Raw genomic sequence first — 24,580 nt, 5'->3', positions numbered from 1 at the left:
ATATCGAATATGAGCGTACACATCGAAGCATTAAAGGGAGACATCGCAGAAACAGTATTAATGCCAGGCGATCCCTTACGTGCCAAATGGATTGCGGAAACGTTCTTGGATGATGCGATATGCTATAACCAAGTGCGCGGAATGTTAGGTTACACCGGCTTATATAAAGGCAAGAAAATCTCTGTTCAAGGTAGTGGTATGGGCATACCATCGGCCATGATCTATTACAATGAACTGATCAGTGAATATGGAGCCAAAAACTTGATCAGGGTAGGCTCTGCAGGTTCTTACCAAAAAGACATCAAGATCCGTGACATCGTTTTGGCCATGGCGGCTTCTACCACATCGGGCATAAACAATTCCCGTTTCGTAAATGCCGATTACTCACCCACTGCCGATTTTGAACTATTCATGAACGCCTGCTTATATGCCCGAAAAAAGAATATCCAGATCAAAGCAGGTAATGTCCTATCTGCAGATGAGTTTTATGAAGATGACAAGGAAGCCTATAAACTATGGGCCAAATATGGTGTTCTTTGTGTTGAAATGGAGGCGGCCGGTCTTTATACCCTTGCGGCAAAACACAATGTAAAGGCCCTGGCGATACTAACCATTTCAGATTCCTTGGTTACCGGGGAGCAGTCAACGGCGGCAGAAAGGGAATCCTCATTCAACGAAATGATAGAGATAGCCCTGAACATTACTTAAACACCACAAAACCAAATAATTCCGATTTAAAATAACCCATCTGGAATGACCTAGGTCATTTCCGATTAATCTATTAGTTGCCAACTTTATGCAATCCTAAAAAGCATGATCATGGCACTAAATTTCAATCAATTCGCAGTAGAAGGCAACACCTTCCTTAAAAACTATACCAAGGAAATGAACCTTGGCCAAGACACCGATAAAGCAGGTAGAATACTATCTTCAATTTTACATGCCTTACGGGATATTATCCCTGTCGAGGAATCTTTACAGCTTATAGCGCAATTCCCTATGTTCCTAAAAGCCGTCTACGTAAATGGGTGGACGATTAGAAAGGAACGTCCCAAAATAAAAAAAATGGCCGATTTCATTGATTTGGTCAGAAAACATGATGGTGTTTCGGCCATCAACGATTTTGAATATAGCGATGATGTTGCGGAACAGTATATAGACACCACTTTTATCTTACTGAGAAAATATATATCACTAGGTGAAATGGAAGATATTAGGGACGGATTGCCCAAAGATTTGAAAACCATGATCTATTCCAATATCATGTTCTAAGAATTCGAATTTTAAAATATAACAACATGAAAATAATTAACTCACTTCTTATATTGCTATTGGTCTTTCCCATAGCAGTACACGCGCAGACAGAAAACACCTCATACGATGAAATAGCCCCATTTAGTGAAGGTATGGCAGCAGTTCGTATAGGCCACCAATGGGGCTTTATCGACGAAAGTGCCAAACTTGTCATCGACTTCAGGGATGACTTGGTCTGGAATACCAATGCCGACGCAAGCAAAGAGGGTGTTTTGGGTATTAGATATCCGAAATTCAAAAACGGCTTATGCATGATCCAAAAACTAAAAGTGAACGATATCCCTTTCTATGGATTCATTGATAAAACGGGTAAAACCGTAATAGAACCCGAGTACCTGAATATCACGGAATTCGATCATAAAAATGCGGTCGGTATCTATGTTCGGGAGGCGTTCCAAGGTCAAAATGAAATTAAACTAGGTGTGATCGATTATATCTTTACAGAAGTAGTCGTAAATACAAACGGTGAAATAATATGGCCCATATGTGAAAGGGAACACATTTTGACCGCCAAAAGAAGATATGAAACTCCCGAATTAAGGGCCAAATTGTTCGGTGATGACCTTCTGATATTCAAAACGAAAGACAACAAATGGGAAACCAAAAAATTAAATTCCTACTTGTAGTCAAGCCCTTTAACAAGAGCATTAATTCTTTTGAAACCATGCTTTTACGTATACAAAAAAACAGCAAAGCACCCAATTAATTTTAGCTAATAAGTTTTTTGGGTGTATTGCTTACACCAGATCATACCCAATCATGAATTCTTAAAACCGCTTTTCCTGGAATACCTTAAAATATTACTTAAGAACACAAGCAAGATCCAACTACAAAGTCGCTTTAGCTATTATCTCCTTTAAAAAACACACATTCATATAAAATCATATTCATGAAAAATCCGTTATCAAATTCAACAAAGGTATTGGTATCCATGGCCTTTCTTTTATCAACAATGGTCCTATTCCTTTCCTGCAAGCAAGCTGTGGAAAAAACCCAGGAAAAGCTTATCGAAAAATCTATTGGCAATGACGCAGATGTAGATTTGGATGATGAAAAAATCGTAATTAAAACCGATGAAGGAACCTTCACTACCGATGCCACTGCCCAAAATTGGCCAAATGACATCCCTAGCCATGTACCCGAATTCACCTCGGGCAAAATTGAAGTAGTAAACACCCAGGAAATGATTGGCGGTAAAAGCTGGACAATCCTATTTGAAGATGTAAACCAAGACAATATTAAAGCGTACAAGGATAAATTGGAAGAAAAAGACTTCACTATCAAGTTCACAACAATAGCTGGCTCCGGAATTCATTTTGCCGCTCAAAAAGAAAACGTTTCGGTCATGGTTCTTGGGGATGAAAAAGGGGCATCGATCACCGTTAGTATAAAAGAATAGCTCTTGTTACCAATTGACCAAAATTTACCCACGACCTATAATCTTTCTATCGGATGAACCAATGGAATAAAAGGCCAAACCTTAATTTTCATTTTTCTTTGGCCTAGGTAAGACTTCTTCAGGAAATGGAAAAAGTATGGTAGAATTTTTCTCCGCCGCAATATTCGATAACGTTTGGTACAACCTTAGTTTTATGGCTGAGGGTGATTTATCGATTTGAAGTCCGGCTTCCAAAAGTTTTGCCGCCGCTTGGTTTTCTGCTTCCGCCAAAATGACCCTTGCCCTTCTGGATCGTTCAGCCTCGGCCTGGTTGGCCATCATTCGTCTCATATTCTCGGGTAATTGAATATCCTTGATCTTTACATCTATGATTTCAATGCCCCAATGATGGGTTTCGGTCTCAACGATAGATTTGATGTTCTTGCCCATTTCTTCCCTTTTGGAGAGAATCGTGTCCAGTTCTACCTTACCACATACATCACGCAATGCCGCTTGGGCAAGTTGGGTAATGGCAAAATTATACTCCTCTACTTCCAAAACGGCTTTCTCGGGATCGCTTATTTTAAAAAACACTACTCCGTCGATACTACATGGCACATTGTCCTCTGTCATAACTTCTTGAGAAACGATATTAATGGTTATGACCCTGACATCGACCACCTGAATGGTCTCGACAAGTGGAATGATCCATCGAAAACCAGGTTGAAGCGTTCTTACATACTTCCCGAATCGGAATTTCAACGCCCTTTTGTATTCATAGACTATTCGGATACCGGCCAATAGAAATAGTATGATGATAATCGAAAACAGATACAGTGGATTCATGATTTTAGTTTTAAGTTAAGATAGGTACGCAATCAACTTGCGATTCTCTAAAAATACGACCAACACCATAACCCTGTAATGATCTTAATCAGGGCAGAACAAAACCAGCAAAACTGCAATTCCCGAAATACGCGTACTATAAACCTTCTACTGCTTTTTTAAGTTTACCCCTTACCTCTTCTGCGATAGTCGCCAAATCAAAATTTCCGACCCCTGTCATTGAAGCAATGGGATCTACCGCGGCAACTTCTATGTCCCCCTTCTCTGTTTCCCGTACAATAACATTGCAAGGGAGCATGGTCCCTATTTTATTTTCAGCCAATAGGGCCTTATGGGCAAATTCGGGATTACAAGCTCCCAAAATCCTATAATACGGAAAATCAACATTCAGTTTCTTCTTAAAGGTTGCTTTAAGATCAATTTCGGTAAGTACACCAAATCCTTCTTCTTTCAAAGCATTCGTTATTTTTTCTATTGCAGTCTCAAAAGTAGTATCAGATAGCGTTTTACAAAAGTAATAGTCCATTTGTCCTTGTTTTTATGTACTCATGGGTTTTGTTCCATGATATTTAGTCTTTTTTAATCTCTTGTTCTTTTCTCTCCAACTTCTTAAAATACCTTCTGGTAAGGAAATTATGTTTCAAAGCCTCCATATTCTCATTGAATTTAATGGATCCTTCTTCTATATTCTTTATAGTATTATCCAAAGTATTTACCAGAATGGTATCATTGGCCAAATAATGCACCGTACCTTTCCCATCTTTTACATCATCAACGACCAGGTTTAAATTCTTGATCATTTTGGCCATCTCCTCACTGGACTTTTCTAAATTGGTAAGTGCATTTTGAACTTTGCCCCCATGGATCGAATCGGTTAAAAGTAAACCGGCCACACTATGTTCCATATCGACCTGATCTAATAAAACGTTCAATTTTCCAATAGTTTGATCGGCATTACGACTGGCATTTTTTAAGTGGGCAATAGTTCGTGTTAAATCGGTCGCCAAAAGTGTATCGTTCAATAATAGCCCCATTGTACCTTTTCCTTTGGTCAAGGCTTGGGTTACATGTACCAGATTTGAGGTTAATATTGCCGCATTCTCATTGGTAGTATTCAGAGTACTCAACATGTCCTGGGTGGCAATTCGACTGTAAGACCTTAGTTCATCCCCTTCCACAATGGAAGGCCCCACACCTTTTCCCGGTAATATATTAAGGATCATACTACCCACCAACCCATCGGAACCAATAGTGGCCACGGCATCTTTTTTAATATGACGTTGCACCTTTTCATCAATGACCATATAAACCTGTATGGTCGTATCGTTCAACATTTCAATATCCTTTACCGTACCAACTTGAATACCTGAAAAACGAACATTATTCCCTATTTGGAGTCCGTTTGCATTATTGAAAACAGCACTGATCGTAAAGGTTTTACCGAACATATTTTGTCGGTTTCCGATTAAGTAGGCAGCAACAACCAGTAAGGCCGTGCCTATTACCACAAAAATTCCCAATCTTAAATTTTCCAACGTTGTTTTTGCCATGACTTTACTTTTTAAAGAACGCTTCTACTTTTGGGTCGGTCGATTTTGATAATTCATCAAAAGTACCTTCCGCATAATTAACCCCGTCGACCAAAAGCACCATACGTTCCGATATTACCCTAGCACAATCCACATCGTGTGTAATGATCAATGAGGAAGTGCCGTACATTTTCTGAATATTTCGCATCAGTTGAATGATCTCTTTTGAGGTTATGGGATCCAACCCACTGGTTGGCTCATCATACAAAATGATCTTTGGTTTTAAGATCAATGTCCTTGCCAAAGCCACTCGTCTTTTCATTCCTCCTGATAGTTCAGATGGCATAAGATCCATAGTATGCGCCAACCCCACATTTTCCAGAGCCTCATGCACCAATGGCAGGGTATCTTTTATGTTGCCCAACTTTTCTTTATGCCTACGTAGCGGAAATTCCAAATTTTCCCGAACGGTCATGGAATCATACAATGCACTACCTTGAAATAAAAAACCGATATCCGAGCGTAGGGCATCCAATGTTTTTCGGTCCAAAGTTTTTATTTCCTTGCCCATAACCGCAAGAAATCCGCTATCGGCCAACATTAACCCCACCAAACATTTGATCATCACTGATTTTCCCGACCCCGATTTTCCCATGACCACTAGGTTCTCTCCCTTGTAAAGCGTCATTGAAAACCCGTTCAGGACATGGTTATCGCCAAAGCTCTTTCGTAGATCCCGAATCTCTATGACAGCTTCGAGTTTATTCTTTGACATTTTTTGCTTAGCAATGTTATGTTGTTCGTCCATATCATAAATCATAAAAAATATCCGATACGAAAACTGCTATAAAATCCACTACGAAAAGCAACAATGATGCGGTCACCACTGCCGTATTTGCCGCGACACCGACCCCTGCCGTTCCTTTTTTACTATAATACCCTTTGTAACACCCCACTAGACCGATCGTAAATCCAAAGAAAAAAGACTTAACGGTTGCCGGTATCAAATCCCCGAATTCCAAGGCATCGAAAACCGTATTGAAATACAGCTGAAAAGAAACGTCACCTTTAAGGTTTTCTACCAAAGCCGAACCGTATAGGGCAACCATATCACCAAAAATCACCAATAACGGTAGCATCAAGGTGGTCGCCGTTATTCGTGTTACCACCAAATATTTAAAGGGATTGGTTCCTGAGACTTCCATGGCATCAATCTGTTCTGTTACGCGCATTGACCCTAATTCGGCCCCAATCCCAGAGGCAATTCGACCGGCACATATCAGGGCCGTAATAACCGGGCCTATTTCCCTAACAATAGATATGCCCACCATATTGGGCATCCAGGAAACAGCACCGAATTCCATTAAAGTTGGCCTCGATTGCAAGGTTAACACCAAACCGATGATAAAACCGGTTACACCAACCAGAACAAGCGACCTGTTTCCCATGTGATAACATTGTCGCAGCAGTTCTTTGAATTCCCACGGCGGTTTCAGAAATTCCTTAAAGTACCGAATGGCAAAATAGGACAACTCCCCTATTTCTATAAAGAACTGTTTTAGCTTTTCGGATGTATGATGTACATAGGCCATTTCAGTTGATGTTCTTAAAAGGAACTTATCAAATTTACTTGTAATGATACATTTCTTAAATGACCACGGTCATACCTTTATTTAGGTCGAATTAATTTCGGCCTACTAATGATATAGCTCATTTCAAGAAATTTTAACTTAAAATAACTTCGTTACAGAATACAGAAACCATGAGAACAACTTTCGAAATTCAACATACGGCCCATGAACTAAATGCCAAGGAAATCGTAGAAAGACTTCTTACCCTTAAAAACATTTATAATGTAGAGGTTGATATAAATGATGGACTGATATCATTTGATTACACCCAACATACTGTTCTTGACAGGGTAAGAAAAGAGCTCATGAACATGGGATTTTATGTGATCAATGATACGCAACACTTGAACAAAAACATGAAACCATAAAATAACCCCAACAAAATTGACCAAATGACCAAAAAACTTACATATACCCTTTCCTTATTGTTATTACTTCTTATTAGCATAACAATAGCGAAAATACTGGAAATCAGAACCGTTAAAAAGGTCGAATCTACCTTTAAGGCCATAGCCTTATTCGAAAAACCAAGATACGTAGCACGCATTCCGATTACCGACACTGTTCAAATTGCCGGATATTTTAATTTTATGGACTCCCTTGTTACGGCTTATGACAGCCTTACCGATTACCCACTTTCAGAACACCTGCTTGTAAAGGCCAATCCATGGATTATCGACACTCTTTCCCATACCGATTATTATTATATGAAGGAAAAGGATTCTTTTGTTTATGATCAACGAAAGATGGTGGTTTTAAGGCCTTACGACACAATAATTGTCCCTGATGCCCATAAAGCTGAAATTATTCTATCATCATTTGCCCGTACGAGTATCGACATTAACCTACCGGAGTTTAAATTACGGATCTATCAAGATTCGGTTATGCTACATTCTTTACCGGTCAGAATAGGCCAAAACAGAAGTAGATACTTAAAAATGGGTGATCGGGTTACAGACCTTAGGACAAAAACCGGTTACGGACATATTGTAGGATTTAGAAGGAACCCGGACTTTTATAACCCCGTTGACGGAAAAAAATTCGAATATACCAGAAGGGATGACGGGAAGACCACATTAATGCCACAAATTCCATGGATAGAAACAGAGGTAAACGGCGTAAGAAACGGGCAATTAATACACCCAACCACAAACCCGAAAACCTTGAAAAAGGCCTATTCAAATGGCTGCATAGGTGTTAAGGAAGGGGATGCTTGGATTATCTACTATCATTGTCCAATAGGAACGCCTTTGCATATCCGCTATGATTTAAAGTCTAAGGAAAGTAAAGATTCTAACCTACTACTGTTCAAGGACATTTACCATCTTGATTCTTGAATTCTTCAGATGGATAAAATAAAAACGTCAATAAATTTTATCTTCTATTGCACCTTCCTATATTTGCAGACCAATTTTATGCCCACGTGGTGGAATTGGTAGACACGCTACCTTGAGGGGGTAGTGTTCGCAAGGACGTGCTGGTTCGACTCCAGTCGTGGGCACAAAGCTTCCCAAGCTACGGGAAGCTTTTTTTATGTCTGACATACTTCACTTTCATACTTTATTCAGAGGATCTCGATACTTTTTACAAAGGACAATCAAAAAAATATCAAAGAAAGATCAAACCGTCATAAGGTCGAAAAAGGAAAAAGTTCGAACTACTCTATATCTTTTATAAAAAGAGACTTTGCCAGTTTTCTTTTTTAATAATGCCAATAACTTTTACAATCCATTTTACTCTTGATACTAAAGGTTATAAAAAACACTATTTAAACAATTTAACTTTCCTTTTTAACATTCGTATTAAATAAATTATATATTTGTTTAAACTTTTTCCTATAAAGATGAACAATATAAAAAAACATTTTAGCATTAGGGATTTAGAAAACCTATCGGGAATAAAGGCCCATACCATACGAATCTGGGAAAAAAGATATGAATTACTTTCGCCTGAAAGAACATCTACGAACATAAGGACCTATAGTCTCGCTAGCCTACAGAAGTTATTGAACATTACACTTTTGTATAATAACGGGTATAAAATTTCTAAGATAGCAGACCTGAAAGAATCCGAAATACCTGTTAAGGTTCAAGAAATAGTAGCCGTTCAAAATAGTAAGAACCACGTATTGAATACCTTTAAAATGGCAATGATCAATTTTGATCAGAACCAATTCGCGCTCACATTCAATAATTTATTGGCAGACCATTCATTCCGGGATATTTTCAAAAACTATTTTATTCCCTTATTGACCGAATTAGGGCTGCTCTGGCAAACCGATACCATAACCCCTGCCCATGAGCATTTTATTACCGGTTTGATCAAACAAAAAATACAGGTCAATATCGAAAAATTACAACTGAATCTACCTGTAAAAACCAACAAAACTTTCGTATTATACCTTCCTGAAGGAGAAATACATGAAATAGGGTTACTATACCTGAATTACGAATTGATCTTACATGGTTACAAAACCATTTACTTAGGACAATCTATACCTTTGGACAATCTAGAAGAGCTTTTTGGTTTCGTTGAAAACATTTATTTCATATCTTACTTCACAGTTGCCCCCCCAAAGGAGAAAATAAACAAATACATTGATGAACTGTCCAAAACCATTTTAAAAGACAACTCATGTGAAGTTTGGTTAATGGGTAGACAAACACAGCTTTTGAATACAGAGAGCTTGGCGCCGAACATAAAAATATTCGATTCTATAGAGGAATTGATAAAAAAGGAACAATAACCACAGTACAAACTAATATAAATGAGCAAAAAAGTTGTCATTATCGGTTCAGGCTTCTCCTCTTTATCTGCATCTTGCTATTTATCGAAGTGGGGCTTTGATGTTGCAGTCTACGAGAAAAACAAATCCGTAGGAGGTAGGGCAAGTCAAATGACAAAGGAAGGATTCACCTTCGATCTTGGACCAAGTTGGTATTGGATGCCCGATATATTCGATAAGTTCTTTTCCGATTTCGGAAAAAAAACAAGTGACTACTATACCTTACATAAATTAAGTCCAGCTTATAAAATATTTTTCGAAGACGAAACGATAACCATTGGGGATACGATGGATAAAATATGTACTGAATTTGAAAGAATAGAAAAAGGGAGTTCCGTTCATCTAAGGAAATTCATATCCAATGCCCAAGAAAACTATGATATCGCAATCAATAAGGTCGTATTGAAACCTGGGTTATCACCCTTTGAATTAGTTACAAAGGACACCATTACCAAAGTAGACCAGTTTTTTAAAACGATAAGTGGGGAAGTCCGAAAAAAGTTCAAGAACCCTAAGTTGATATCCACTTTAGAATTTCCGGTGCTTTTCTTGGGGGCAAAACCGAGCAACACCCCATCTTTCTATAGTTTTATGAATTTCGCCGATTTTGGTTTGGGCACATGGCACCCAGAAGGCGGAATGTACGAAATCATTAAAGCCATGCATTCCTTGGCAGAAGAATTAGGAGTGGATTTCAATCTAAACCATCCTGTTGAAAAAATTCGCGTCGACAATGGTAAAGCCATAGGTATTACGGTCAACGGAGTTGATATTGATGCTGATTTTGTTCTTAGTGGAGCCGATTACCATCATTCAGAAACATTACTAGATAAAAAATACAGACAATACAGTGAAAATTATTGGGACAAAAGAACATTTGCTCCCTCTTCTCTATTGTTTTATGTGGGTTTTAATAAGAAATTGAAAAACGTAGAACATCATAATTTATTTTTCGACACTGATTTTGAGCAACATACATACGATATTTACGACAAACCAAAATGGCCAAAGGAGCCTTTGTTCTATGCAAATTTTCCTTCAATAACCGATTCGACCATGGCTCCACCAAACTCTGAGACCGGTTTCTTCCTGATACCCATTGCTCCTGGTTTGGAAGACACACCGGAACTGAGAAAACAATATTTTGACCTTATCATGGACAGATTGGAAACAAGGACAGGGCAAAAGGTAAATGACGGCATCTTGTTTTATGAGTCGTTCTGCGTCAATGATTTCATTGAAAAGTACAATTCTTATAAAGGCAATGCCTATGGCATGGCAAATACTTTGACCCAAACTGCTTTTTTACGCCCAAAATTAAAAAGTAAAAAGGTTGAAAATTTATATTTCACAGGTCAGTTGACCGTTCCAGGACCCGGTGTACCACCTTCCTTGATCTCTGGTAAATTGGTCTCTGAATTAATCACAAATAAAAAATAACGCAAATTATGAAGGCATTATTCGATAAGGTATCCTATGATTGCAGTAAGATCGTTACCCAGACTTACAGTACTTCATTTGCACTTGCCACAAAAATGTTAGGAGCATCGATACGCCCCGACATCTACAATATTTATGGTTTTGTACGGTTTGCAGATGAAATCGTCGATAGCTTTCATGAATATAACAGTGAAGAACTTTTAAATGATTTTGAAAAAAGTCTTGAAGCTGCCCTAACGAACAAAATCAGTTTAAACCCAATTTTAAATTCATTTCAACATACCTATCATAAATATGACATTCCACATCATTTGGTGGCATCATTCATGAAAAGTATGAGAATGGACCTAACCAAGAACACCTATTACAGTGAAAGGGAATACAAAGATTATATTTATGGTTCTGCCGACGTGGTCGGACTTATGTGCTTAATGGTTTTTGTAAAGGGGGACACTGAGAAGTACGAACAACTCAAAGATGCGGCAATGTCTTTGGGCTCGGCATTTCAAAAAGTGAATTTTCTAAGAGATTTAAAGGCGGATTTCGAAGTCTTGCACCGCTCTTACTTTCCAAACACCAATTTAAATGAGTTGGATGAAGAATCGAAAACTAGAATCATAAACGAAATAAAGCAAGATTTTCAAAAAAGCTATGCAGGCATCCAACAGCTACCTAGGGAAGCTAAATTAGGGGTATATACGGCTTACAAATATTATAATAGATTATTGGGCAAGTTGGAAAATACTCCGTCCTCCTTAATTCGTCAAGTGCGCATCAGGGTTCCTGATTACCAAAAATTCGGACTTTTAGCGAAGTCTTATGTCAATTTTAAACTAAATTTGGTTTAAGATGAATATAATTATAGGCATAGGTGTTTTTTTAGCTGTTTTCTGTTTTATGGAGTTCATGGCATGGTTCACCCATAAATACATAATGCACGGCTTTCTGTGGAGTCTCCACAAAGACCACCATAAAAAGGACCATGATTCCTGGTTTGAACGTAATGATGCCTTTTTCATTTTCTATGCCGTAGTGAGCATGTCGTTTTTCTACGCAGGGGCGAATACCGATTTCTGGTATGGTTGGCCTATTGGCTTTGGGATAATGGCCTATGGCGCTGCTTATTTTATGGTCCATGATATTTTTATACACCAGCGCTTTAAAATGTTCCGAAATGCGAACAATTGGTATTCAAGAGGTGTTCGAAGGGCGCACAAAATGCACCACAAACATTTAGGAAAAGAACATGGAGAATGTTTCGGAATGTTATTCGTACCCTTTAAATATTTTAAAAAGAAATAAATTATTGCCCTAACAACCCATCAAGGACTTTATGTACTTCTTCGCTGTCCCAATCGGCAGCTCCGGATTGCGCTACAATTATTTTACCGTTTTTATCCAAAACATATGTTGTGGGCAATGTCTTGGAAGAAAGTAAACTGGGAGCATCGGAATTGGAATAATAAACAGGCAAGTCGTAACCTCTTTTCTTTATAAATTCGGAAACCTTATCACGATCATCTTGGGCAATAAACAAAAAAAAGACCTTGTTCCCATAACGATCATTCAATTTTTGAAGGCTTGGCATCTCAGCAATACAAGGTGGACACCAAGTTGCCCAAAAATTTATAAAAACCACCTTACCTTTGGCTTCTTCTAGATTAAAACTTTGACCATCCAAACCTGTCAGTTCCCAGTTATAATCATCAACACCCAAATTCAATTCGCGTTTCATAACTGCCGAACCGGAAGACAATAATCTACCTGCAAAACCACGTGCATAACGCCCAATGGGAGTAAATAGTAATACGACTATCCCTAAAATAATGATTATATTCAACCATTTTATTTTTTTGAACTTCATTGGAGTCTTACTTTATTAAGCCATTCAACAATTCCCTTACCTTTTTCGAATCCCAATCCGCTATATCGCTTTCCTTAACAACTATATAACCGTTTTTATCAATGATATAAGAACCAGGCGGCTCCAAAATATACAATGGGGCCGGTTCACCGATTATCTGGTAGGTAATGGGAAATGTAAAATTTTTAAGCCGCATAAATTCTTCAACGGGCTGTCTTTCTTCATTGGTGATCATATAAAAATCAACACGATCCCCATATTCATCATATAATTTCTGAATACCATCGAATTCTGCCTCAGAGGGTAGTTTCCAAGATGCCCAAAAATTGATGAAAACCACATTTCCCTTAGATTGTCCAAAATCAAAGAAATCCCAATCGGCATCTTTAAGTTTCCAGTTGTACGATAGGATCTTCTCTCTGTTATCTTTGTTGATTATGTCCGGTGAAGAGGCGAAAAGACGATTCAAAAAAACCTTTCCAAAGTGCCCTAAAGGAGTAACGAAGAATGATAGGACAATGGCAAACAGTAAAATGTTAAGAACAGTTTTTCTTTTGATTTTCATTACATGGGGATTTATCCAAAACTAAAAAACTCCCGATGAAAATCGGGAGTTTTTATCAATTAAAAAGTCATTTTTCGAAATAAAACGAATATCCCTTGTTGGTATATTGATTAGGCAGCATTCTCCCTTTTTATAACGTTTAAGGCAGAACCTTCTTTAAACCATCCTATCTGGGAATCATTATACGTATGGTTTGCCATGATTGTGTTTTTTGAACCATCTGCGTGAACCACCTCAATGGTCAACGGTTTTCCTGGTGCAAAGTCAGCAATATCCACAAAGTTGAAAGTATCATCTTCTTGAATCAAATCATAATCACTTTCATTGGCAAATGTCAATCCCAACATACCTTGTTTCTTAAGGTTGGTCTCATGGATTCTTGCAAATGATTTTACCAAAACAGCAGCAACTCCCAAATGTCTAGGTTGCATGGCTGCATGCTCCCTTGAGGAACCTTCCCCATAGTTATGGTCACCTACAACAATTGATTTAATACCTGCGGCTTTATAAGCTCTTTGGGTATCGGGTACACCACCGTATTCCCCGGTCAATTGATTTTTGACAAAATTGGTTTTCTTATTGAAGGCATTGACCGCGCCTATTAAGGTATTATTTGCGATATTGTCTAAATGCCCACGGAAACGTAACCATGGTCCGGCCATGGAAATATGGTCTGTAGTACATTTACCGAATGCCTTTATCAATAATTTAACCCCTTGTAACTGTTCTGGAGTAATTGGCACGAAAGGATCCAACAATTGCAACCTTTCTGAAGTAGGACTTACCTTTACCTCAACACCTGAACCATCCTCATCGGGCTCTAAATAACCTGCATCCTCAACAGCAAAACCTTGAGGTGGCAATTCTATACCCATTGGTTCATCTAATTTAACTTCTTCACCATCTTCGTTGATCAAAGTATCGTGCATGGGATCAAAATCCAATCTTCCGGAAATTGCAATGGCAGCGACCATTTCAGGTGAACCAACGAATGCATGGGTATTTGGATTACCATCTGCCCTTTTTGAGAAGTTACGGTTGAACGAGTGAACGATCGTGTTTTTCTCTTCCCCCTTTAGATCACTACGATCCCATTGACCGATACATGGTCCACAGGCATTCGTAAAAACAGTGGCTCCTAGATTCTCGAAAGTTTCAAGAAGTCCGTCACGCTCAGCTGTATATCTAATTTGTTCAGACCCTGGGTTTATACCAAAATCTGATTTAGGCTTTATTTTTTTATCAACAGCTTGTTTTGCTATTGATGCGGCACGGGACAAATCTTCATAAGAAGAGTTGGTACAAGATCCGATCAATCCCCAATCTACTTGAAGTGGCCAATCGTTCTCTCTGGCTTTTTTACCTAATTCACCTACTGGCGTAGCTAAATCGGGAGTAAAAGGTCCGTTCAAATGTGGTCTTAACTCATCAAGATTAATTTCTATGATCTCGTCAAAATATTGTTCGGGATTTGCATAAACCTCATCATCAGCGGTCAAATAACCCCTAACTGCATTAGCTGCATCGGCCACATCGTTTCTATCGGTTGCCCTTAGGTAACGCTCCATTGAATCATCATAACCAAAAGTTGAGGTGGTAGCCCCTACTTCAGCACCCATATTACAGATGGTGCCTTTACCGGTACAAGATAGGTTTTTCGCCCCTTCACCAAAATACTCGATAATTGCTCCCGTTCCTCCTTTAACCGTTAGGATTCCGGCAACTTTTAAAATGACATCCTTGGCAGACGTCCAACCGGAAATATTTCCTGTCAATTTAACCCCGATCAATTTTGGGAATTTCAATTCCCATGCCATACCGGCCATTACATCAACAGCATCCGCACCACCGACACCAATGGCCACCATTCCTAATCCACCTGCATTAACGGTATGTGAATCGGTACCGATCATCATTCCTCCAGGGAAGGCATAATTTTCCAAGACTACTTGGTGAATAATCCCTGCTCCGGGTTTCCAAAAACCGATTCCATATTTATTTGAAACGGATTCTAAAAAATCAAATACCTCTGCACTGGTTGAATTTGCAATCTTTAAATCTGCAGTAGCACCACTCTTCGCTTGGATCAAGTGATCACAATGAACCGTAGTAGGTACAGCAACTTTGGCTTTCCCTGCTTGCATAAACTGTAATAAAGCCATCTGCGCGGTCGCATCTTGGCAAGCAATACGGTCAGGGGCAAAGTCTACATAATCCTTACCGCGAACAAAAGCCGTGGAAGGCTCACCATCCCAAAGGTGGGAGTATAAAATTTTCTCAGAAAGGGTAAGTGGTTTACCGACTATTTCACGGGCCTTATCAACCCGCTCAGCCATTTTGGAGTAAACACTTTTGATCATCTCGATGTCAAACGCCATTATATTGAATATTTAGAATTAAAGTAATTCAGCGAAATTAATAAAATCCGCCTCGCAAATAAAATTTTTATTTAAGGATTAATATGATTTTTATCATTTGCCAATAACAATGGCAACTTAAATAAAAAAACATTGAAAAGTATTCAATTGATATAAGCGATGTAGGAAACAAAATCAAAAAAGCTTCCTAATGATATCCTCTTCGGATATACCTTCAGCTTCTGCCTTATAGTTCTTTATGATCCTATGACGAAGAATTCCCATGGCAACGGCTTGTACATCCTCTATATCGGGCGAAAATTTTCCATTAACTGCCGCATGGGCCTTTGCTCCTAAAATCAAATTCTGCGAAGCCCTTGGACCTGCTCCCCAATCAAGGTATTGTTTTATGAAATCAGGTGCCGTATCCAGATTGGGCCTTGTTTTGTTCACTAGGGTAACTGCATAATTAACCACATTGTCAGGCACAGGTATTCGGCGTATCAGATGTTGGACCTCTAGAATCTCTTCCGCGTTAAATAGCGCATTTATCGCCACCGTATCATCGGAAGTGGTCGCCTTAACTACAGCTACCTCTTCTTCTATGGATGGATATTTTAGTTCAATGGCGAACATAAAACGATCTAATTGGGCTTCTGGCAAAGGATAAGTCCCTTCCTGCTCAATAGGATTCTGGGTAGCCAATACAAAATAGGGTAATTCCAATTTATGTTGATGACCTGCAATGGTAACCGCTCTTTCTTGCATGGCCTCTAACAATGCAGCCTGTGTTTTCGGAGGGGTCCTGTTAATTTCATCGGCAAGTATGATATTGGAAAAAACAGGTCCTTTTATAAATTTGAAATTCCTGTTCTGATCCAGGATCTCGCTCCCCAAGATATCGCTGGGCATTAAATCGGGCGTAAACTGTATTCTTTTAAAATCGAGTCCCAAAGTCTGGGCAATCGTATTTACCATTAAGGTCTTTGCCAACCCGGGCACACCGATCAATAAAGAATGCCCACCAGTATAAACGGACAATAATATTAAATCGATCACTTCCTGTTGACCAATAATAATCTTTGCTATTTCCTTTTTAAGGGCTGCATGTTTTTGTACAAGATTATTAATTGCGGCTACGTCTGACATCCAAATTATTCCTTAACCCAATTATTTGCGAATTCACAACCTTTATTGGCTTCATTTACGCTAATGTAGGTTTCTTCTATGTGTTCGGCCATCCATTTTTTAATGGCATTATATTGCTTTTCCGTCAATGCCAGTTGCTGTATCCTTGTATAATCCTTGGCAAAATCCGCGACATGTTCATCATATCTGTTGGTGACCTTCAAGATTTTGTACTTGGGCCCACCACCTCTTGGATCCTGTTCCAATATAGGATATGAAATTTCATTGTCCTTTAAGTTCCTGACTTGATTATAAAGGGTTGGGTCCATTTTGGTTAATTCAAACCTAGAATCATAAGTAATCGGATTACGTAACAAACCACCATCGAATTTCGTCTCTTTTTCATCGGAGAAATTTCTAGCGGCATCCGCGAAAGAGTACTTACCATCCATTATCTGCTTTCTAATGGTATCCAATTCTTTCTTAGCACTGTCCAAGGCTTCTTGGGATATTTCCGGAGTAATCAAGATATGGCGTAAATCCAACTCTTGCCCCCTTATTTTTTCAATATAGATCAAGTGAAAACCGAACATGGTCTCAAAAGGTTCGGAAACTTCACCTTCCTGAAGACTAAATGCAACATCTTTGAAGGTTTTATCAAAACCAGTATCCTTGGTAATACTATAAAAACCACCTTTTGATTTAGACCCAGGATCTTGGGAGTACAAAATGGCCTTTACGCTGAACTTAGCATCATTCTCCTCTACATCTGCCTTAATGGCGTTCAGTTTATCAATAACCTTTTGCTTGTCTACCTCAGTTGCCTTTGGCTGTTTAATTATTTGGGAGATTTCCATTTCCGCACCGAAAACCGGCCGTTCATCTTCTGGTATCTTATTGAAGAACTGACGTACTTCTTCAGGGGTGATCTCTATTTCGGAAATGATACTGTTCTGCATTTTTTCCGAAAGCATACGAAGTTTATTGATCTTATTGATATCTTCCCTTAAACTTGCCTCATTTTCCTTTTTATAGAATTTCAACAACTTCTCCATAGAACCCATTTGTGCCACAAAGGATTGGATCTGTCTTTCAGTGGTTAAACTTACTTCATCGTCTGAAACCAACAAACTATCCTGGACCGCTTGGTGGGCATATAAACGATCTTCCATTAATTTACCCAACAAACCGCAACGGGTGATATCCTCTGACATGGCTCCTTGATTCTTAAGATCGATCAAGGTTTTTTCGATATCCGATTCCAAAATCACATAATCCCCCACAACAGCTGCAATACCATCTAATTTAACCTTTTTGAACCTGGAGGTTGAATCTTTTACAACGCCCTTATCTGCCTGTAATTCTGGAAGTGGTGGCTCTATTTGCGTATCGGGGATTTCATCGGGAACCTGTGCTATGGTATTTCCCGATATGAACAATACGAATAATAAAAGGGTGATCTTAGTTGTCTTGTACATAGACTTCAAATTCTTTTTCTTTAATAGCTTCATCTATTATTTCTGTTTCCAATTTTCGAATATAGTCCAATTTCCTGCGATTGAGAAGTACTTGTCGAATGGACGGTTCCACATAGGATAAGGGAGCAACATCATTGATTTCCAACACTCCCGTAATCTTTGCCAAATATACCCCTAATGAATCCTGCAATTCAAAAAATTGTGATTTTTTTAAGTATCTATCTTGGTTTTCAAGGGTCAATGGGGGTATTTCTTCTCGAACCCTGGAGGCACTGACCCATATGGAATCGTTGAAATTCAATTTTTTGAATTGTACACCTATGGAATCAAGATACTTAATATCATCTTTCTTGAAATTCTTCAATTTACCAACAACCGTTTCCTTATCCATAAATTGAAGGGGCAAGTGTACAAACCTTAGGCTGATCAATTTTTCCTTTAGTTTAAAATTCTCTTTTTCTTTCTCATAGAATGCCTCTAATTGCGCTTGGCTAACAACTGAATCACTGCTTTGTTGAACCAAGGCCTCTTTATACGCCCTGGTATACAAATCCGTTCTATAAGTATTCACCAAAGCATCGAATTCGGCAAGTTTCTCTTCAGACAGGTTGATCTTTGCCTTTGAAAGCAACAATTGCTTAGATGCCCAATTATTGATATAATCAGTTACAAAAGAAGTGCTATCGGCCTTACTCATATTGGCGGTCAAAAGCGGAGCTATATCATCTTTGTACAAATACAATTCCCCTACTCTGGCAATTGGCTCTTCATCGTGACCTTCTTTGAACAAAGAGTTACATGACACAATAAAAATGGCCAAAAGCACCCATGAAAATTTGACCAATCGAGTAATTTTGAAATTAAAATGCATCCTGCAAAAATAATAAATACTATATGTTAAACAAGGTATATAGGCTTTCATTAACACATTTTATAAACCTAAAACCATAAATACCAGTCAAATCGAAAAAACCAATATCAATTCCTAAAACTTCTACTCCCCAACAATCGTTTTCAAGGAAAAAGACCTTAAACCCAATTTCTATGTAGAAAAACCAAAAAGCTAGACCAACTATCCAAAAAGAAGTAATTTAGAGCAATGAACATATAAATCTTTTACCAGCACAAAGCTTTATGAACAGAAAAATTAAACTTATCTGGGATTTTCGGGGTCCAACCGGCGCAAAAACGGCAGAACACCATGAAATACATTTAAAAGAATATATTATTCTGGAAAAATTTGAACCTAACATTACTGGGCACCAGACAATCAATGACATGCATAGCCTAGCCTATATGGTTGTAGAGGAAACAGATATGCTCAAGGTTCGGGACTCCCTAAAACCACATCGTGCAGAAGTATTCCAAGAATAGACAACACTGGCGACAATGACAAAAAAATTACTATCCCTTTTATGCCTTTTTAGCCTTATAAGTGCCTGTGAAAAAAAACCTCAATTCCAGAATGCCCTTGATTATGCATTGAATTCCAATGACCCAAGAATAAAAAATATCATTGATAGCGTACAACGATATGAGGTCCAAATTAAATTCACCAAAATAAAAAGGACCAAGGACAGTGTGATTTTTAAAGACAATGGTTTTCAAGTGAACAGCAACAACTACTTCTATCCTGCCAGTACGGTTAAATTACCCATAGCAGTTTTAGCATTGGAGAAATTGAACAAATTGGACGCACTCAGTAGGGACACCCACTATTATGTAGAAGGGGATACGATCGAAACCACATTCGCAGCTGATATCACAAAAATATTCGTGGTAAGCGACAATGCCGCCAATAATCGCTTATTCGAATTTTTAGGCCAGGATTTCATCAACAAATCCTTGAAGGAAAAAGGATTGGACTCCATTCGTATTTCCCACCGTTTGTCAACTGACGAACCCTATGAAATCACCACCAAACCATTAATCGTATATTTGAATGACAGTACTACGACCATGTTGGAAAAAACCGTGAATACGTCTGCCATTCCTCTAAAACTAAATGGTATTAAAAAAGGAATCGGTTATTACGAAGAAAACGAATTGATTCATGAACCCTTTGATTTTGGTTTAAAAAACCATTACCCGATCAATGCCCAACACAACGTTTTGAAAAGACTTATTTTTCCTAACTGTTTCAAAGAAAACGAACGATTCGATTTAAGTTCCGATCAACGGGAATTTTTACTCAAAACCATGCAATTGTTGCCTAAAGAGGCCGGATATGACTCCGAGGAATTCTATGACAGTTATGTAAAGTTCTTCATGTTCGGTGACAAGAAGTCGAAAATGCCCGAAAACATAAATATTCTCAACAAGGTTGGTTATGCATATGGCACATTGACGGATTGTGCATACATCAATGACCGAAAAAACAATGTTGAATTTTTACTCACTGCTACCCTACTGGTTAACAGCAATCAGATTTTCAATGATAACACGTATGAATATGACCATATCGGCATTCCTTTCTTAGCGGCATTGGGCCAGGAAATCCATTCATTTGAAGTATCTGCAAAAAATAAATAGGCTACACCAAACAAACCCTAGTCGCATTACTTAAGACTTTATCAATAAATCCAGGATATTACCGTTAGATTGTTAGCCTAAAACCGAAACCAGTATTTTACGTATTTTAGGGTAAGTAAATCCACTATATGCCAGACCAAAATAATCGCATTGAAGAGCTCAATAATAAATTAGAAAAACTACTGGGCAAGCAAGAAGGTTTTGCCAAAGAACTCATGTCCCTTTATCAGGAAATAGAGGCATTGAAAAAAGCCGGTGGCGGCATAAAAGAGGTTGGGACGATCAACCCATCGCCGACCAAGGAAGAACAGCCCCAAATGGCTAGCTCCCCTGCAAACGAACCTATTAAGGAATACCTACAAGAACCTATTGATGCACCACGACCAAAGCAAGAAGAACCCATCAGTATTTTCAAGCAGCCAAAGACAAAATCGAATTGGGAAAAATTCATTGGTGAGAACCTGATAAACAAAGTAGGCATAATCATCACTGTTTTAGGGGTGGCCATTGGCGCCAAATATTCAATAGACAATAATTTGATAAGTCCGTTGACGCGAATCATTTTAGGTTATTTGGCCGGTTTATGCTTACTCGGTTTTGGCATTAAACTAAAGGTAAAATATGAAAATTACAGTGCCGTTCTGGTCAGTGGAGCCCTTGCCATCCTATATTTCATAACTTTTGCCGCCTATAGTTTTTATGGGCTGTTCCCGCAGATCATGACTTTTATCCTCATGCTCATTTTTACGGTTTTCGGCGTTGTTGCCTCCCTGAATTACAACAAACAGATCATAGCGCATATAGGGCTCGTTGGTGCTTATGCGGTACCTTTTCTTTTAAGCAACGACTCTGGCAGTCCAGAGATTCTTTTTAGCTATATGGCCATAATCAATATAGGAATCCTCTTCATAGCCTATAAAAAATATTGGAAGCCCCTATATTATTCATCGTTTATCATTACTTGGTTGATTTTTGGCAGCTGGCTGGCGTTCTCCTATGCCTATAACGAACAACGTACGATAGCAATGATGTTCTCCCTCCTTTTCTTTCTTATTTTCTATGCTACATTTTTATCATATAAACTGAAAGCGTCCGAAAAATTCAAAAAATCGGATATTGTCTTACTCTTGTCCAACTCGTTCATATTTTTTGGATTGGGTTACGGACTGCTTTCAGAAAGCGAGACAGGGGAACAACTTTTAGGTGTATTTGCACTCGGCAACGCCATATTACATTTTATGGTCAGTTTGATTATCCACAAGAAAAAATTGGCCGATAATAACCTGTATTATTTGGTTTCGGGATTAGTGTTGGTTTTCTTGACCATCGCCATCCCCATTCAACTAGACGGCAACTGGGTAACCCTTTTATGGGCCTTTGAAGCCGCTTTACTATTTTGGATAGGCCGTAAGAAGAATGTTATCGTTTATGAGAACCTGTCTTATCCACTCATGATATTGGCCTTATTCAGTTTATTCCATGATTGGACACTGGGCTATTTTGATAATATAGGCCTTGACCAAGGGATGTCACCTGTCCTAAATATGACTTTTCTAAGCTCCTTATTGTTCGTTGGGGCTTTTAGCTTTATTAATTGGCTGAACACAAACACCAAGAAAGAAAATACAGTAGCCCCAAATAATACGATACAAAAAATCATGTCATTTGCCATACCCAGTATATTGCTTTTTGTGTTGTTCATGGGTTTCTATTTAGAAATACAATATTATTGGGAAACCTTGTATATAGGCTCCGAAATACCTATAGTTGAGGAAAATGGGTACGACTATCTTAAGCACAATACCGACTTGAGGGATACCGGAAACATTTGGCTAATTAATTACTCCCTATTATTCATTTCAATTTTGATTTTTGCGAATATTAAGAAAATCCACAATCGAGTTTTGGGTATAGTTTCGCTCACTGCTGGTCTATTCGCAATTTTTGTGTTCTTGACCATGGGCTTGTATACTTTAAGTGAATTAAGGGAAAGTTATATTGATCAGAACTTATCGGAATACTACGAAATAGGTTTCTTCAACATTACGATACGGTATATTGCCTTTGCTTTTTTAACCCTGTTATTGGTGAGCCTCTATAAATTGATTCGAGAGCCCTTCCTTAAAATAAACTTTAAGATTCCATTCGAGATCTTACTCCATATGACCATCTTATGGGTGGCCAGTAGTGAATTATTACATTGGATGCATATGGCCGGATCACACCAGAGTTATAAACTAGGTCTTAGTATCCTCTGGGGATCATACGCTTTACTAATGGTCATATTGGGTATTTGGCAAAACAAAAAATTCTTACGCCTTGTGGCCATGATCCTTTTCGGTTTTACCCTGATCAAATTATTTTTCTACGATATCGCATCACTCAACACCATTTCCAAAACCATAGTTTTTGTTTCTTTGGGTATCTTGTTGTTGATCATATCATTTTTATACAACAAGTACAAAAACAGAATATCCGATGAAGAAACGAACTAAACTTCTTCTTACAATATTACTCACTATCAGCGGTACAACCTTTGCCCAAATTGGGGATTATAGCGAAAAGAGGGAGATTTCAGGTATTACGGAAAAATGGCACGCCCTAGAGTTGCCAACTTCTGTTTATAATGGGTTATCTGACAATTTATCGGATCTTCGAATTTATGGTGTATCAACAAAAGACACCATAGAAGCCCCATACCTATTAAATGTAAAAAAGGAAAAGCACGTTCAAAAAGAAGTTGTTTTTTCTTTGATCAATACAGTCAGTAGGGCCAATACCCATTATTTCACTTTCGAAGTACCTACCACGAAAACCTTGAATGAAATCTTATTGAATTTCAAAAATGAAAATTTTGATTGGAAAGTAAAGCTGGAAGGCAGTCAAGAACAATCTAAGTGGTTCACGATTCTTGAGGACTCCCGCATACTATCCATAAAAAATGAGCAGACCGATTATCGTTTTTCGCATTTAAAGTTCCCTAATTCAAAATACCGTTACTACCGAATTTCATTCAAAAGCGATGTGGCCCCCAAATTACTTGATGCCAAAATATATTTACACGAAACAATTGAAGCCCAATATAACATGGCCGAAATCGGGGATTATGAAATTTCCCGAAACAAGGAAAAAAAGCAGACCATAGTTCAGATTGCCCTCAAACAACGACAGCCTATCAGCTTTTTGAACTTGGACATCCCCAATGATTATGACTATTATCGCTCTTTTCAGGTTCAATATGCCCAAGACAGTGTCCCCACTGACAAAGGAATAAAATTCACCTACCGTACACTTTTCCGAGGAACCCTGAACTCAATCGAAAAAAATGAATTCAACTTTAATTCGGTAATGGCCAAAAATCTACGGATCATTATTGATGACCATGACAATCAGCCCTTGAACATAACCAACATGTCAGTAAAAGGCTATAAGCATTATTTAAAGGCAAGGTTTACAGATAAAAGGGATTATTTTTTGGTCTATGGCAATATAAACGCCGAAACACCAAACTATGATATTGTGCACACTTCAAAAAGCATCCCCACTTCATTGATCAGGGTTGACCTTGGTCCCGAAATACATATCCCAAAAAACGGGAAAGAACAAATAGCCCCCTTATTCGAAAACAAAATCTGGCTTTGGTCTGTTATGGCAATCGTTATATTGGTAATAGGGGGCTTCACCCTAAAAATGATGTCGAAAAAGGAATCCTGATTTTTGGGATTGAAAAGCC

Annotated in this window: 25 protein-coding genes and 1 tRNA gene; 15 read left to right on the top strand and 11 right to left on the bottom strand. The window is 38.4% G+C overall.

Annotated features, from left to right (window positions below):
• The first annotated feature begins 9 nt into the window (after positions 1-9).
• The 4 genes from deoD (at position 10) to GJ691_RS09810 (ending at position 2,713) form a co-directional block, all read left to right on the top strand.
• Positions 10-708, top strand: a complete 699-nt coding sequence (deoD, locus tag GJ691_RS09825) for a purine-nucleoside phosphorylase (RefSeq protein ID WP_154366367.1) — start codon at positions 10-12, stop codon at positions 706-708.
• 111 nt (positions 709-819) lie between these two features.
• Entirely contained in the window at positions 820-1,272 is a 453-nt protein-coding gene (locus tag GJ691_RS09820; RefSeq protein WP_154366365.1) for a DUF2267 domain-containing protein, read from the top strand.
• Positions 1,273-1,298: 26 nt separating this feature from the next.
• A complete protein-coding gene (locus GJ691_RS09815) occupies positions 1,299-1,940 on the top strand; it encodes a WG repeat-containing protein (protein WP_154366363.1) in 642 nt (213 codons plus the stop codon).
• Positions 1,941-2,203: 263 nt separating this feature from the next.
• Complete coding sequence (locus GJ691_RS09810) at positions 2,204-2,713, top strand: hypothetical protein (protein ID WP_154366360.1); 510 nt, start codon at positions 2,204-2,206, stop codon at positions 2,711-2,713.
• A gap of 81 nt (positions 2,714-2,794) precedes the next feature.
• On the opposite strand, the gene GJ691_RS09805 is transcribed toward GJ691_RS09810, so the two are convergent.
• From GJ691_RS09805 to GJ691_RS09785, 5 genes are all read right to left on the bottom strand, one after another.
• The gene (locus GJ691_RS09805) at positions 2,795-3,538 is read right to left on the bottom strand and encodes a slipin family protein (RefSeq protein ID WP_154366358.1); all 744 of its coding nucleotides are present in this window, start codon (positions 3,536-3,538) and stop codon (positions 2,795-2,797) included.
• 136 nt (positions 3,539-3,674) lie between these two features.
• Positions 3,675-4,064, bottom strand: coding sequence for a DUF302 domain-containing protein (locus GJ691_RS09800; RefSeq protein WP_154366356.1), 390 nt, complete (start codon positions 4,062-4,064; stop codon positions 3,675-3,677).
• A gap of 43 nt (positions 4,065-4,107) precedes the next feature.
• Entirely contained in the window at positions 4,108-5,088 is a 981-nt protein-coding gene (locus GJ691_RS09795) for an MlaD family protein (protein WP_154366354.1), read from the bottom strand.
• Positions 5,089-5,092: 4 nt separating this feature from the next.
• A complete protein-coding gene (locus tag GJ691_RS09790) occupies positions 5,093-5,842 on the bottom strand; it encodes an ABC transporter ATP-binding protein (RefSeq protein WP_154366353.1) in 750 nt (249 codons plus the stop codon).
• A 34-nt stretch (positions 5,843-5,876) separates the two neighbouring features.
• The gene (locus tag GJ691_RS09785; RefSeq protein WP_154366351.1) at positions 5,877-6,659 is read right to left on the bottom strand and encodes an MlaE family ABC transporter permease; all 783 of its coding nucleotides are present in this window, start codon (positions 6,657-6,659) and stop codon (positions 5,877-5,879) included.
• 170 nt (positions 6,660-6,829) lie between these two features.
• Between GJ691_RS09785 and GJ691_RS09780 the strand changes: the two genes are divergently transcribed.
• From GJ691_RS09780 to GJ691_RS09750, 7 genes are all read left to right on the top strand, one after another.
• Positions 6,830-7,066 (top strand): hypothetical protein, encoded by a 237-nt coding sequence (locus tag GJ691_RS09780; protein ID WP_154366349.1) that lies wholly within the window; start codon positions 6,830-6,832, stop codon positions 7,064-7,066.
• Positions 7,067-7,090: 24 nt separating this feature from the next.
• Entirely contained in the window at positions 7,091-8,035 is a 945-nt protein-coding gene (locus tag GJ691_RS09775; protein ID WP_154366347.1) for a L,D-transpeptidase, read from the top strand.
• Between the two features lie 80 nt (positions 8,036-8,115).
• Positions 8,116-8,199: transfer RNA gene (locus GJ691_RS09770), tRNA-Leu, on the top strand.
• Positions 8,200-8,541: 342 nt separating this feature from the next.
• Positions 8,542-9,444 carry a MerR family transcriptional regulator gene (locus GJ691_RS09765; protein WP_154366345.1) on the top strand — a complete coding sequence of 301 codons (903 nt, stop codon included), beginning with the start codon at positions 8,542-8,544 and terminating at the stop codon, positions 9,442-9,444.
• A gap of 21 nt (positions 9,445-9,465) precedes the next feature.
• Positions 9,466-10,923, top strand: a complete 1,458-nt coding sequence (locus tag GJ691_RS09760) for a phytoene desaturase family protein (RefSeq protein ID WP_154366343.1) — start codon at positions 9,466-9,468, stop codon at positions 10,921-10,923.
• An 8-nt stretch (positions 10,924-10,931) separates the two neighbouring features.
• Positions 10,932-11,771 carry a phytoene/squalene synthase family protein gene (locus tag GJ691_RS09755; RefSeq protein WP_154366341.1) on the top strand — a complete coding sequence of 280 codons (840 nt, stop codon included), beginning with the start codon at positions 10,932-10,934 and terminating at the stop codon, positions 11,769-11,771.
• A 1-nt stretch (position 11,772) separates the two neighbouring features.
• Positions 11,773-12,225, top strand: a complete 453-nt coding sequence (locus tag GJ691_RS09750) for a sterol desaturase family protein (protein WP_154366339.1) — start codon at positions 11,773-11,775, stop codon at positions 12,223-12,225.
• A gap of 1 nt (position 12,226) precedes the next feature.
• Here the strand turns inward: GJ691_RS09750 and GJ691_RS09745 are convergent, their stop codons facing one another.
• The 6 genes from GJ691_RS09745 to GJ691_RS09720 form a co-directional block, all read right to left on the bottom strand.
• The gene (locus GJ691_RS09745; protein WP_154366337.1) at positions 12,227-12,787 is read right to left on the bottom strand and encodes a TlpA family protein disulfide reductase; all 561 of its coding nucleotides are present in this window, start codon (positions 12,785-12,787) and stop codon (positions 12,227-12,229) included.
• Positions 12,788-12,794: 7 nt separating this feature from the next.
• A complete protein-coding gene (locus tag GJ691_RS09740; protein WP_154366335.1) occupies positions 12,795-13,352 on the bottom strand; it encodes a TlpA family protein disulfide reductase in 558 nt (185 codons plus the stop codon).
• Between the two features lie 110 nt (positions 13,353-13,462).
• Positions 13,463-15,730, bottom strand: coding sequence for an aconitate hydratase (locus GJ691_RS09735; protein ID WP_154366333.1), 2,268 nt, complete (start codon positions 15,728-15,730; stop codon positions 13,463-13,465).
• A gap of 174 nt (positions 15,731-15,904) precedes the next feature.
• On the bottom strand, positions 15,905-16,858 hold the full coding sequence (locus tag GJ691_RS09730; RefSeq protein WP_154366331.1) for an AAA family ATPase: 954 nt from the start codon (positions 16,856-16,858) through the stop codon (positions 15,905-15,907).
• Positions 16,859-16,863: 5 nt separating this feature from the next.
• Complete coding sequence (locus GJ691_RS09725; RefSeq protein ID WP_246200158.1) at positions 16,864-18,348, bottom strand: peptidylprolyl isomerase; 1,485 nt, start codon at positions 18,346-18,348, stop codon at positions 16,864-16,866.
• A complete protein-coding gene (locus GJ691_RS09720) occupies positions 18,299-19,159 on the bottom strand; it encodes a peptidyl-prolyl cis-trans isomerase (protein ID WP_317664508.1) in 861 nt (286 codons plus the stop codon). The genes GJ691_RS09725 and GJ691_RS09720 overlap by 50 nt, the downstream gene beginning before the upstream one ends.
• Positions 19,160-19,449: 290 nt before the next feature.
• Between GJ691_RS09720 and GJ691_RS09715 the strand changes: the two genes are divergently transcribed.
• The 4 genes from GJ691_RS09715 (at position 19,450) to GJ691_RS09700 (ending at position 24,561) form a co-directional block, all read left to right on the top strand.
• Positions 19,450-19,689, top strand: coding sequence for a hypothetical protein (locus GJ691_RS09715; protein ID WP_154366329.1), 240 nt, complete (start codon positions 19,450-19,452; stop codon positions 19,687-19,689).
• 15 nt (positions 19,690-19,704) lie between these two features.
• Positions 19,705-20,847 (top strand): serine hydrolase, encoded by a 1,143-nt coding sequence (locus GJ691_RS09710; RefSeq protein WP_154366327.1) that lies wholly within the window; start codon positions 19,705-19,707, stop codon positions 20,845-20,847.
• A gap of 128 nt (positions 20,848-20,975) precedes the next feature.
• Positions 20,976-23,342 (top strand): DUF2339 domain-containing protein, encoded by a 2,367-nt coding sequence (locus GJ691_RS09705; RefSeq protein ID WP_154366325.1) that lies wholly within the window; start codon positions 20,976-20,978, stop codon positions 23,340-23,342.
• Positions 23,326-24,561 carry a DUF3999 family protein gene (locus tag GJ691_RS09700; protein WP_154366323.1) on the top strand — a complete coding sequence of 412 codons (1,236 nt, stop codon included), beginning with the start codon at positions 23,326-23,328 and terminating at the stop codon, positions 24,559-24,561. The genes GJ691_RS09705 and GJ691_RS09700 overlap by 17 nt, the downstream gene beginning before the upstream one ends.
• Positions 24,562-24,580 lie beyond the last annotated feature (19 nt).

Origin of the sequence: Maribacter luteus (genome assembly GCF_009674825.1) — a bacterium.
Taxonomy (GTDB): domain Bacteria; phylum Bacteroidota; class Bacteroidia; order Flavobacteriales; family Flavobacteriaceae; genus Maribacter_A; species Maribacter_A luteus.
Note: the sequence above shows the minus strand (reverse complement) of the source record. Positions and strands in the feature narration are given on the sequence as shown.

Excerpts from the sequence above, each read along its gene's own strand:
- GJ691_RS09745 (WP_154366337.1), bottom strand. The coding sequence starts at position 12,787 with ATGAAGTTCAAAAAAATAAAATGGTTGAATATAATCATTATTTTAGGG.
- GJ691_RS09715 (WP_154366329.1), top strand. The coding sequence starts at position 19,450 with ATGAACAGAAAAATTAAACTTATCTGGGATTTTCGGGGTCCAACCGGC.
- GJ691_RS09805 (WP_154366358.1), bottom strand. The coding sequence starts at position 3,538 with ATGAATCCACTGTATCTGTTTTCGATTATCATCATACTATTTCTATTG.
- GJ691_RS09705 (WP_154366325.1), top strand. The coding sequence starts at position 20,976 with ATGCCAGACCAAAATAATCGCATTGAAGAGCTCAATAATAAATTAGAA.
- GJ691_RS09820 (WP_154366365.1), top strand. The coding sequence starts at position 820 with ATGGCACTAAATTTCAATCAATTCGCAGTAGAAGGCAACACCTTCCTT.
- GJ691_RS09760 (WP_154366343.1), top strand. The coding sequence starts at position 9,466 with ATGAGCAAAAAAGTTGTCATTATCGGTTCAGGCTTCTCCTCTTTATCT.
- GJ691_RS09800 (WP_154366356.1), bottom strand. The coding sequence starts at position 4,064 with ATGGACTATTACTTTTGTAAAACGCTATCTGATACTACTTTTGAGACT.
- GJ691_RS09735 (WP_154366333.1), bottom strand. The coding sequence starts at position 15,730 with ATGGCGTTTGACATCGAGATGATCAAAAGTGTTTACTCCAAAATGGCT.
- GJ691_RS09730 (WP_154366331.1), bottom strand. The coding sequence starts at position 16,858 with ATGTCAGACGTAGCCGCAATTAATAATCTTGTACAAAAACATGCAGCC.
- GJ691_RS09795 (WP_154366354.1), bottom strand. The coding sequence starts at position 5,088 with ATGGCAAAAACAACGTTGGAAAATTTAAGATTGGGAATTTTTGTGGTA.
- GJ691_RS09740 (WP_154366335.1), bottom strand. The coding sequence starts at position 13,352 with ATGAAAATCAAAAGAAAAACTGTTCTTAACATTTTACTGTTTGCCATT.
- GJ691_RS09710 (WP_154366327.1), top strand. The coding sequence starts at position 19,705 with ATGACAAAAAAATTACTATCCCTTTTATGCCTTTTTAGCCTTATAAGT.
- GJ691_RS09765 (WP_154366345.1), top strand. The coding sequence starts at position 8,542 with ATGAACAATATAAAAAAACATTTTAGCATTAGGGATTTAGAAAACCTA.
- GJ691_RS09725 (WP_246200158.1), bottom strand. The coding sequence starts at position 18,348 with ATGAAGCTATTAAAGAAAAAGAATTTGAAGTCTATGTACAAGACAACT.
- GJ691_RS09700 (WP_154366323.1), top strand. The coding sequence starts at position 23,326 with ATGAAGAAACGAACTAAACTTCTTCTTACAATATTACTCACTATCAGC.
- GJ691_RS09810 (WP_154366360.1), top strand. The coding sequence starts at position 2,204 with ATGAAAAATCCGTTATCAAATTCAACAAAGGTATTGGTATCCATGGCC.
- GJ691_RS09755 (WP_154366341.1), top strand. The coding sequence starts at position 10,932 with ATGAAGGCATTATTCGATAAGGTATCCTATGATTGCAGTAAGATCGTT.
- GJ691_RS09790 (WP_154366353.1), bottom strand. The coding sequence starts at position 5,842 with ATGTCAAAGAATAAACTCGAAGCTGTCATAGAGATTCGGGATCTACGA.
- GJ691_RS09785 (WP_154366351.1), bottom strand. The coding sequence starts at position 6,659 with ATGGCCTATGTACATCATACATCCGAAAAGCTAAAACAGTTCTTTATA.
- deoD (WP_154366367.1), top strand. The coding sequence starts at position 10 with ATGAGCGTACACATCGAAGCATTAAAGGGAGACATCGCAGAAACAGTA.
- GJ691_RS09750 (WP_154366339.1), top strand. The coding sequence starts at position 11,773 with ATGAATATAATTATAGGCATAGGTGTTTTTTTAGCTGTTTTCTGTTTT.
- GJ691_RS09815 (WP_154366363.1), top strand. The coding sequence starts at position 1,299 with ATGAAAATAATTAACTCACTTCTTATATTGCTATTGGTCTTTCCCATA.
- GJ691_RS09775 (WP_154366347.1), top strand. The coding sequence starts at position 7,091 with ATGACCAAAAAACTTACATATACCCTTTCCTTATTGTTATTACTTCTT.
- GJ691_RS09780 (WP_154366349.1), top strand. The coding sequence starts at position 6,830 with ATGAGAACAACTTTCGAAATTCAACATACGGCCCATGAACTAAATGCC.